9 protein-coding genes are annotated in these 8,879 nt (G+C 64.1%); 4 read left to right on the top strand and 5 right to left on the bottom strand.

All coding sequences use genetic code 11. The features are described from left to right. The 3 genes from JWR89_RS11445 to JWR89_RS11435 form a co-directional block, all read left to right on the top strand. On the top strand, positions 1 to 459 hold a 459-nt coding region (locus JWR89_RS11445; protein ID WP_299715858.1), incomplete at its 5' end, for an MgtC/SapB family protein. 100 nt (positions 460 to 559) lie between these two features. Continuing rightward, positions 560 to 892 (top strand): hypothetical protein, encoded by a 333-nt coding sequence (locus tag JWR89_RS11440; RefSeq protein ID WP_299715855.1) that lies wholly within the window; start codon positions 560 to 562, stop codon positions 890 to 892. Positions 893 to 973: 81 nt separating this feature from the next. Beyond that, positions 974 to 1,714, top strand: coding sequence for an acetoacetate decarboxylase (locus JWR89_RS11435; RefSeq protein ID WP_299715852.1), 741 nt, complete (start codon positions 974 to 976; stop codon positions 1,712 to 1,714). Positions 1,715 to 1,861: 147 nt separating this feature from the next. Here JWR89_RS11435 and JWR89_RS11430 read toward each other — a convergent pair whose 3' ends face one another. From JWR89_RS11430 to JWR89_RS11410, 5 genes are all read right to left on the bottom strand, one after another. Further along, positions 1,862 to 3,304: a homospermidine synthase gene (locus tag JWR89_RS11430; RefSeq protein ID WP_299715849.1), complete on the bottom strand. Its 1,443-nt coding sequence runs from the start codon at positions 3,302 to 3,304 to the stop codon at positions 1,862 to 1,864. A gap of 76 nt (positions 3,305 to 3,380) precedes the next feature. Next, positions 3,381 to 3,770 (bottom strand): RidA family protein, encoded by a 390-nt coding sequence (locus JWR89_RS11425; protein ID WP_299715846.1) that lies wholly within the window; start codon positions 3,768 to 3,770, stop codon positions 3,381 to 3,383. 54 nt (positions 3,771 to 3,824) lie between these two features. Next, positions 3,825 to 4,418, bottom strand: coding sequence for an N-acetyltransferase (locus tag JWR89_RS11420; protein ID WP_299715843.1), 594 nt, complete (start codon positions 4,416 to 4,418; stop codon positions 3,825 to 3,827). Between the two features lie 104 nt (positions 4,419 to 4,522). Then, positions 4,523 to 5,665: a type III PLP-dependent enzyme gene (locus tag JWR89_RS11415; protein WP_299715840.1), complete on the bottom strand. Its 1,143-nt coding sequence runs from the start codon at positions 5,663 to 5,665 to the stop codon at positions 4,523 to 4,525. Positions 5,666 to 6,482: 817 nt separating this feature from the next. Further along, on the bottom strand, positions 6,483 to 6,734 hold the full coding sequence (locus JWR89_RS11410) for a hypothetical protein (RefSeq protein ID WP_299715837.1): 252 nt from the start codon (positions 6,732 to 6,734) through the stop codon (positions 6,483 to 6,485). Between the two features lie 130 nt (positions 6,735 to 6,864). Here JWR89_RS11410 and JWR89_RS11405 point away from each other — a divergent pair. After that, the coding region (locus JWR89_RS11405) for a M3 family metallopeptidase (protein ID WP_299715834.1) at positions 6,865 to 8,879 on the top strand (2,015 nt) is incomplete at its 3' end.

Genomic DNA, 8,879 nt, shown 5'->3' with positions numbered 1-8,879 from the left:
ATCATGAAGGAAGGCACCAATGTCCGCGGCCTCAACACGGCGGCAACGCTGTGGGGATCGGCGGCGGTCGGTTCCTGTGCCGGCGCGGACATGATCGCGCAGGCGGTGGCGCTGACCGCGTTCGTGCTGGCCGGCAACACGCTGCTGCGGCCGCTGGTCAACGCCATCAACCGCGCGCCGCTCGACGAAAAATCATCGGGAGCGACGTATTATTTCAAGCTGACTGTTGCCGATCACGTCCTGGCGGAGATGCGCGACCAACTGGTCGAACGGCTGGAGGCTGCGCATTATCCGGTCGCCGTCGTCGATGTGGTCGATCTGGGCGACGACCAGCAGGAGATCGTCGCCACGCTGGTCAGCACGGCGATCGATCCACGGGAGCTCGACGTGGTGGTCGCCGATCTCAAGCGCAGCCCTGGCGTGATCCATGCGACGTGGGAAGTCAGCACCAAGGATTGAGTGATCGGGCGGCCGGACGCGTTTGATGGGCGCGGCGATATGACGTGGAACCTTGGGGTGCGAGCCCCGTTGACCACATGATATAACCGAGGTGCCCGCCATGACGCCGATCCAGAACAAGCGCGCTTATCGCAATGACCTGCTGCTGGCGGGCATGATGGTCGCCGCCGGATTGGCGGTATCCGCCGCGTCGCTGGTACAGTTGGCGCCGCACCACCAGCAAATGGCGCAGGCGACGGCACCGCTGCAATCGACCCCGGGGGCCGAAACCAGGCCCGCCGCCCCGGCGGATCCGGCCACCACCGGCGCCCGTCCGTCCGAAACGCCGCCGCAGCCTGCCCGGCCCGATGCCGACGCGCAGAAGGCCGGTGCCGCCCCCGCCCTGCCACCGGCACCCGCTGAAAAGATCGCCCCGCCGATTCCGGCGAAGTAGTCGCCTGCGAATTGGTCTCGATTGTTTCATGAGCCCTGCCCATAATGTTGCAGCGCATCCGCGCCGACAGGGGGCCCCGACATGAAAATCGACGACGTCCGCAACACCGCTTATTCGATGCCGCTGACCAACCCGTCATTTCCGCGCGGGCCGTATCGCTTCTTCGACCGCGAATATTTCATCATCACCTACCGCACCGATCCCGAAGCGCTGCGCGCCGTGGTGCCGGAGCCGCTTGAGATCGTCGATTCCGTCGTCAAATACGAGTTCATTCGGATGCCGGATTCCACGGGGTTCGGCGACTACACCGAGACCGGGCAGGCGATCCCGGTGCGCCTCAATGGTGTCGAGGGCGTCTACATTCATTCGATGTATCTCGACGACGATGCGCCGATCGCCGGCGGCCGCGAGCTGTGGGGTTTTCCGAAGAAGCGCGCGACGCCGAAGATCGCGGTGGAGAGCGACGTGCTGGTCGGCACGCTGCATTACGGCTCGGTGCTCTGCGCCTCCGGCACCATGGGCTACAAGCACCGTCCGGTAGACCATGATGCGGTGCTGCAGGCGCTGGGGGTGCCGAACTTCATTTTGAAGATCATCCCGCATGTCGATGGCACGCCGCGGATCTGCGAACTGGTGCGCTATCACCTCGAGGACATCACGCTGAAGGACGCCTGGACCGGCCCGGCCGCGCTCGGCCTGTTTCCGCATGCGCTGGCGGACGTCGCGAGGTTGCCGGTGCGCGAGGTCGTCTCGGCGCTGCACTTCAAGTGCGACCTGACGCTGGGGCTCGGTGAAGTGGCGTTCGATTATCTGGCGAGGTAGCAACCCGCGCGGTGTCGTCCCCGCGAAAGCGGGGACCCAGAACCACGGTCGATGTGGTTAATACGGCAAGCTGCAACGGTCGCGTGTTATCTTTGGCGACAGCGTGTATGGGTCCCCGCTTTCGCGGGGACGACACGGAGTTGGCCTTTACCTCACCAGCACGTTCTTGAACTGCCACGGATCGCTCGTGTCGATATCCTCAGGGAACAGGCCCGGGCGGCCTTCCAGCGGCGTCCAGTCGGTGTAGTAGCCTTTCACCGGGCCGAGATAGGGGCCCTGGATTTCCAGCAGGCGGTGGAAATCCATCTCGTCGGCCTCGACGATGCCTTCGGTCGGGTGCTCCAGCGCCCATACCATGCCGCCGAGCACGGCGGAGGTTACCTGCAGGCCGGTGGCGTTCTGGTAGGGCGCGAGTTCGCGCGTTTCTTCGATCGAGAGCTGCGAGCCGAACCAGTAGGCATTCTTGCCGTGGCCGTAGAGCAGCACGCCGAGTTCGTCGATGCCATCGACGATCTCGTTCTCGTCGAGGATGTGGTGCTTCTCCTGCATCTTGGCCGCGCGGCCGAACATCTCGTGCAGTGACAGCACGGCGTCATCCGCCGGATGATAGGCGTAATGGCAGGTCGGCCGGTAGACCGCCGTGCCCGAGGCGTCGCGCACCGTGAAATAATCGGAGATCGAGATCGACTCGTTGTGGGTGACGAGGAAGCCATACTGCGCGCCGCGCGTCGGGCACCAGGTGCGCACGCGGGTGTCGGCGCCGGGCTGCATCAAATAGATCGCCGCGCCGCAGCCGGTCTCGTGGGTGTGCGCGTTCTCCGGCATCCATTTTTCATGGGTGCCCCAGCCCAACTCAGACGGCTGTACGCCTTCGGACAGGAAGCCTTCGACCGACCAGGTGTTGACGAACACGTCGGGCTCTTTCGGCTTCTTGGAGCGCTGGGTGTCGCGCTCGGCGATGTGGATGCCCTTGACGCCGGTCTGCCGCATCAGGTCGGCCCATTCGGCCTTGGTCTTCGGCTCCGGCGCGTTGAGCTGCAGGTCGGCGGCGACGTTCAGCAGCGCCTGCTTGGCGAAAAAGGAGACCATGCCGGGGTTGGCGCCGCAGCAGGAGACGGCCGTGGTCGAGCCGGGGCTGCGTGCATTCTTGGCGGTCAGCGTCGCTTCGCGCAGCGCGTAGTTGGAGCGCGCTTCCGGTCCCTTCGAGGCGTCGAAATAGAAGCCGAGCCAGGGCTCGTTGACGGTGTCGATGTAGAGCGCGCCGAGCTCGTTGCAGAGCTCCATGATATCCGTCGAGCCGGTATCGACCGACAGGTTGACGCAGAAGCCCTGGCCGCCGCCTTCGGTGAGCAACGGCGTCAGCAACTCGCGATAGTTCTCCCTGGTCACACCCTGCTGGATGAAGCGCACGTTGTGCTTCTCGCAATGCGCCTTGCGGCCCTCGTCCTTGGGGTCGAGCACGGTAATGCGCGACTTGTCGTAATCGAGATGCCGCTCGATCAGCGGCAGCGTACCTTTGCCGATCGAGCCGAAGCCGACCATCACGATGGGGCCGGAAATTTTCGCGTAAATGGTCGAGGGGGTAGTCATCGATGGCGCTCCAGACAGTCAAATGACGAAGCGGCGGACAGGAGCCGCGCCGTTCGCGTGGATAGGAAGAACAGGATCAGGTCGAGCGACGTTTCGCCGTCACTTCGATTTCGACTTTCATCTCGGGCTTGTAGAGCCCGGCAACCACCAGCAGGGTGGCGGCCGGCCGAATCTCGCCGAGGTGCGCGCCGGTAACGGCGAACACCGCGTCGGCGTCCGCGGCGCTGGTGATGTAATAGATCGCGCGGACGATATCGGCCATGGCGAAGCCGGCCTCCTCAAGCGCAGCTCCGATGGTCTTGAAGCAGTTCTGTGTCTGCGCCGTGACATCGTCGGGCAGCACCATAGTGGTGTAATCGTAGCCGGTGGTTCCCGACACGAAGGCGAAATCGCCATCGACCACCGCACGGCTGTAGCCGGCGGTCTTTTCGAACGGCGAGCCGGTGGAAATCAGGCGGCGGGTCATTGCGGGCCCCTTGGAATGAAACAGGCCCCGCAATGCCGTGTATTGGCCTTCAAATCAAGCCGCGCGTGCGACTTTGGCAGCGCGGTAAGGGACTGCCTTGCCGGTCGCCACGATCATGCCGGCCGCACCGCCAAGGGCGCCTGCGCGCAGTTCGAGGCCGAGCAGGCGGTTGCGCTCGAACGGGCCGGGCAGTGACAGGTTCTCCATCTTCGCCGAGGAGAAGCCGAAGCGGCTGTAATAGGGTTTGTCACCGAGCAGGACGATGGCGCCATGGCCAAGCGTCGTTGCCGCCGCGATGGCGTGTTTCATCAGCTCGGCGCCGATGCCGAGTTCGCGCGCGGCGGGATCGACGGCCAGGGGGCCGAGCATCAAGGCGGCTCGGCCCCCGGCATCTACGTGCCAGAGCCTGATCGTGCCAACCAGCCGGCCCTGATGCACCGCCGAGAAGGCGAGGCCTTCGGCGGGCACGCGTCCGTCGCGCAGCCGCTGGCAGGTGCGGGCATGGCGCGCAGCGCCAAAGCACACATCCAGCAGAGATTCACGCGCGGCGATGTCGGAGCCGCGTTCCGCACGGATCGCGTACGGGGCGGCTGCGATGCTCAGGGCAACAGAGGTGTCGGTGGCAGTCGTGTGCAGGACAGTCGTCATGGCATCATATTCCCCGCTGCGCGGCGCGCAGCGTTGTCATCCGGATGGAAGGTGACGGGATGGGAGCCGGCAGACCGGCTCCCCGATTACTCAGAGCAGAAAGCTCAGATGTGGAACGTGCGCAGCGGCGGGAAGCCGTTGAACGCCACCGCCGAGTAGGTCGACGTGTACGCCCCGGTGCCTTCGATCAGCAGCTTGTCGCCGATCTCCAGCGTCACCGGCAGCGGGTACGGCAGCTTCTCGTACATCACGTCGGCCGAATCGCAGGTCGGGCCGGCGAGCACGCAGGGCGTCATCTCGGCGCCGTCATGCGGCGTCTTGATGGCGTAGCGGATCGACTCGTCCATGGTTTCGGCGAGACCGCCGAACTTGCCGATGTCCAGGTACACCCAGCGTACATCGTCCTCGTCGCTCTTCTTGGAGATCAGAACGACTTCGGTCTCGATGATGCCGGCATTGCCGACCATGCCGCGACCCGGCTCGATGATGGTCTCCGGAATTGCGTTGCCGAAATGCTTGCGCAGCGCGCGGAAGATCGAACGGCCGTACTGCACGACCGCCGGGACTTCCTTGAGGTACTTGGTCGGGAATCCGCCGCCCATGTTGACCATGGAGAGGTTGATGCCGCGCTCGGCGCAATCGCGGAACACCGACGACGCCATCGCCAGCGCACGGTCCCACGCCTTCACCTTGCGCTGCTGCGAGCCGACATGGAACGAGATGCCATAGGGCTCCAGGCCGAGACGCTTGGCGAGCTCGAGCACATCGACCGCCATTTCCGGATCGCAACCGAACTTGCGCGACAGCGGCCACTCGGCGCCGGCGCAGTCGTAGAGGATGCGGCAGAACACGCGGGCGCCGGGCGCGGCACGCGCGATCTTCTCGACCTCGGCGGTGCAATCGACCGAGAACAGGCCGATGCCGAGCGCATGGGCGCGCGCGATATCGCGTTCCTTCTTGATGGTGTTGCCGAACGAAATGCGGTCCGGGGTGGCGCCGGCGTCGAGAGCCATCTGGATCTCCTGCACCGACGCGCAGTCGAAGCACGAACCCATGGAGGCGAGCAGCGACAGCACTTCCGGCGCCGGGTTGGCCTTCACCGCGTAGAACACGCGGGAGTCCGGCAGCGCCTTGGCAAAGGTCTGGAAGTTGTCGCGCACGACCTCGAGATCGACCACGAGACAAGGCTCGAGGTCCTGGCCCTCATTGCGGCGGGCGCGGAGGAAATCCTGGATACGTTCAGTCATAGCACTCTCCCGAACGGCCCAGCGACGGGTCGCGTCCAAAATATGATGACGATTCAGCGCTCTCGGACCCGGACGCGCGATGGAGGCGCGGCAAAGCCGAAAGTACAGACCGTAAGTGCTGCCGTGGATTGGTTGGGAGTGACCCTACCGCACACCTGGCAATGAAGGACAAGCCTCTTCGGTAATCGCGCTGGCTGATGGAAAGCCAGCAGAGACCAAAAAAGCCCGATCCGTCGTTGCTTTAAGTCGCGTCCCCCGTTGAGAACGAGGTGCGCCGGTTCGCCTCCGGCTGCCAGTCACGGTTGCAAGGATCAAAGTCACCTTCATCGGCATCCCTGGAGAGAGATGCTGGCCATCCGATCTTCTAAGATCGACTGACCCTCGGCTTCTTCGTCCCTTGGCGGCTGTCCGGCCTCTTGTCCGGATACCTACCGACTGACACACGACCACAGGCACGTGCGAAATTGGGCAAGAGTGCAATTAGGGTGTTTAGGTGGGGGGTGCAAGATTTTTCTTGGGTTGAAGACCGATTTCTTCAACACAAACGCTCGACGTTGCAAACAAGACGCAGCCAGGCGCCGAACATGAACGGATGTTAAGTTAGCTTAAGGAAGCATGAGCGTTTGGAGCTGACCGGCAAGGGGGTTGAGAAGCTTCGCTCCTTCTTCCTTCTCACCTTGTGGGAGAAGGTGGTGCGGACGAAGTCCGCGACGGATGAGGGGTAAAGCTAGGCTCGGAGTTTGTAGCACCCCTCACCCGGCCGCGCTGCGCGCGTCCACCCTCTCCCACAAGGGGAGAGGGGAAGTAAGAAAGAAGCTCAGACCCGCCGCGTGAACGGTTCGATGCGCTGGGCGGCGCGGACGAAGGCCACCATGATGGCAGTGCCGGCGAGAAACAAAATCACCTGCAGGATGTGCTCTCCGGTGGTGTCCAGCCCGAACAGGATCGACAGCGCCCAGCCGCCGGCAAAAGCGGCGCCGAACACTTCCGCGCCGATCAGGATCGCTGCCGAGATCACGGTGATGACGCTGGGCCAGTAGATACGGCGGGGGGCGGTGGAAGCGGTCATGTCTTGAAGTCCTGTTTCGGGCCGCAATCTCTCCGAAAAAGCCTGCTGCGGCAAGCACTAATGGGCCCAAAAAAGCCCCATCGCGTGGTATAGATGCCGCACTCGATTGCACGGCAAATCAGGATTTGTGATGTCAGAAACCTTGGATTCAGTAGCCCCCACGCAGATGCCCGACAACCCGCTGCTGAAACCCTGGATCACGCCGTTCGAGACGCCCCCCTTCAACGAGATCGAGCCCGCTCACTTCATGCCGGCATTCGAGCAGGCGTTTTTCGACCACGCCGCCGAGATATCGGCGATCGTGAACGACAACTCGGCGCCGGACTTCGCCAACACCATTACGGCGCTGGAGCGCTCCGGCAAATTGCTCAGCCGGGTATCGGCGGTGTTCTACGATCTGGTCTCAGCGCATTCCAATCCGGCGATCCTGGAGATCGACAAGGAAGTGTCGCTGCGCCAGGCGCGGCACTGGAACCCGATCATGATGAATGCCGTGCTGTTTGGCCGCATCGCAGCGCTGCATGACAATCGCGCCAGCCTCGGTCTGACCTCCGAGCAGATGCGCCTGCTGCAGCGCACCTACACGCGCTTCCACCGCGCCGGCGCCGGCCTCGACGACACGGCGAAAGCGCGGATGGCGGAGATCAACGAGCGGCTCGCCCATCTCGGCACCGCGTTCAGCCATCACCTGCTGGGCGACGAGCAGGACTGGTTCATGGAAATCGGCGAAGGCGACACCGACGGCCTGCCGGAGAGCTTCGTCGCCGACGCCCGCGCCGCAGCCGACGAGCGCGGCATGGCGGGCAAGGCGATCATCACGACGTCGCGCTCCTCGATGGAGCCGTTCCTGAAGAGCTCGACGCGGCGCGACCTGCGCGAGAAGGCCTACAAGGCCTTCACCGCGCGCGGCAATAACGGCAACGCCAACGACAACAACGCGACCATCGTCGAGATCCTCAGGCTGCGCGAGGAAACCGCCAAGCTCTTGGGCTTCCCGACCTTCGCGGCCTATCGTCTCGAGGATTCCATGGCGAAGACGCCGGAGGCGGTGCGCGGCCTGCTGGAGCGGGTGTGGAAGCCGGCGCGCGCCCGCGCCATGGCCGACCGCGACGCGCTGCAGCAGTTGATCGCGGAGGAGGGCGGCAATTCCGAGCTCGCCGCCTGGGACTGGCGATTTTACGCCGAGAAGCTGCGGCAGCGCCGCGCCAATTTCGACGACGCCGCGATCAAGCCGTATCTGTCGCTCGACAACATGATCGCCGCCTCCTTCGACACCGCCACCAGACTGTTCGGCGTCACGTTCGAAGAGCGCAAGGACGTCCCTGTCTGGCATCCCGACGTCCGGGTCTGGGAGGTCAAGGACGCCCGTGGCAAGCACAAGGCGCTGTTCTATGGCGATTATTTTGCGCGGCCGTCAAAGCGCTCCGGCGCCTGGATGACCTCGCTGCGCGACCAGCAGAAGCTCGACGGCGATGTCGCGCCACTGATCCTCAACGTCTGCAATTTTTCCAAGGGCACCGATGGCCAGCCCTCTCTGCTGTCGCCGGACGACGCGCGCACGCTGTTCCACGAATTCGGCCATGGCCTGCACGGCATGCTGTCCGACGTCACCTATCCCTCGCTGTCGGGCACCTCGGTATTCACCGATTTCGTCGAACTGCCGTCGCAGCTTTACGAGCACTGGCAGGAACAGCCGCAGGTGCTTCGGCAGTTCGCCAGGCATTACCAGACCGGCGAGCCGCTGCCCGACGACCTGCTCAAGCGCTTCATCGCGGCGCGAAAATTCAACCAGGGTTTTGCCACGGTGGAGTTCGTCTCCTCGGCGCTGATCGATCTTGAATTCCATACTCAGCCGGCCTCGGCCAGCGCGGATGTGGCGGCGTTCGAGAAGAAGGAGTTGGAGAAGATCGGCATGCCCGCGGAAATCTCGCTGCGGCACCGCCCGACCCAGTTCGGCCACATCTTCTCCGGCGACCACTATGCGTCGGGCTACTACAGCTACATGTGGTCCGAGGTGATGGATGCCGACGCTTTCGGCGCGTTCGAGGAAGCCGGCAACATTTTCGATCCCGCAGTGGCCAGGCGTCTGCATGACGACATCTATTCGTCCGGCGGCTCGGTCGATCCGGAACAAGCCTACATCGC

The organism is Tardiphaga sp. (genome assembly GCF_028290785.1).
Taxonomy (GTDB): domain Bacteria; phylum Pseudomonadota; class Alphaproteobacteria; order Rhizobiales; family Xanthobacteraceae; genus Tardiphaga.
This window is presented reverse-complemented; position numbering and strand designations above follow the sequence as displayed.

What these genes read in the sequence shown, in the direction of transcription:
- JWR89_RS11440 (WP_299715855.1), top strand. Translation starts at nt 560, where the DNA reads ATGACGCCGATCCAGAACAAGCGCGCTTATCGCAATGACCTGCTGCTG.
- JWR89_RS11435 (WP_299715852.1), top strand. Translation starts at nt 974, where the DNA reads ATGAAAATCGACGACGTCCGCAACACCGCTTATTCGATGCCGCTGACC.
- JWR89_RS11430 (WP_299715849.1), bottom strand. Translation starts at nt 3,304, where the DNA reads ATGACTACCCCCTCGACCATTTACGCGAAAATTTCCGGCCCCATCGTG.
- JWR89_RS11425 (WP_299715846.1), bottom strand. Translation starts at nt 3,770, where the DNA reads ATGACCCGCCGCCTGATTTCCACCGGCTCGCCGTTCGAAAAGACCGCC.
- JWR89_RS11420 (WP_299715843.1), bottom strand. Translation starts at nt 4,418, where the DNA reads ATGACGACTGTCCTGCACACGACTGCCACCGACACCTCTGTTGCCCTG.
- JWR89_RS11415 (WP_299715840.1), bottom strand. Translation starts at nt 5,665, where the DNA reads ATGACTGAACGTATCCAGGATTTCCTCCGCGCCCGCCGCAATGAGGGC.
- JWR89_RS11410 (WP_299715837.1), bottom strand. Translation starts at nt 6,734, where the DNA reads ATGACCGCTTCCACCGCCCCCCGCCGTATCTACTGGCCCAGCGTCATC.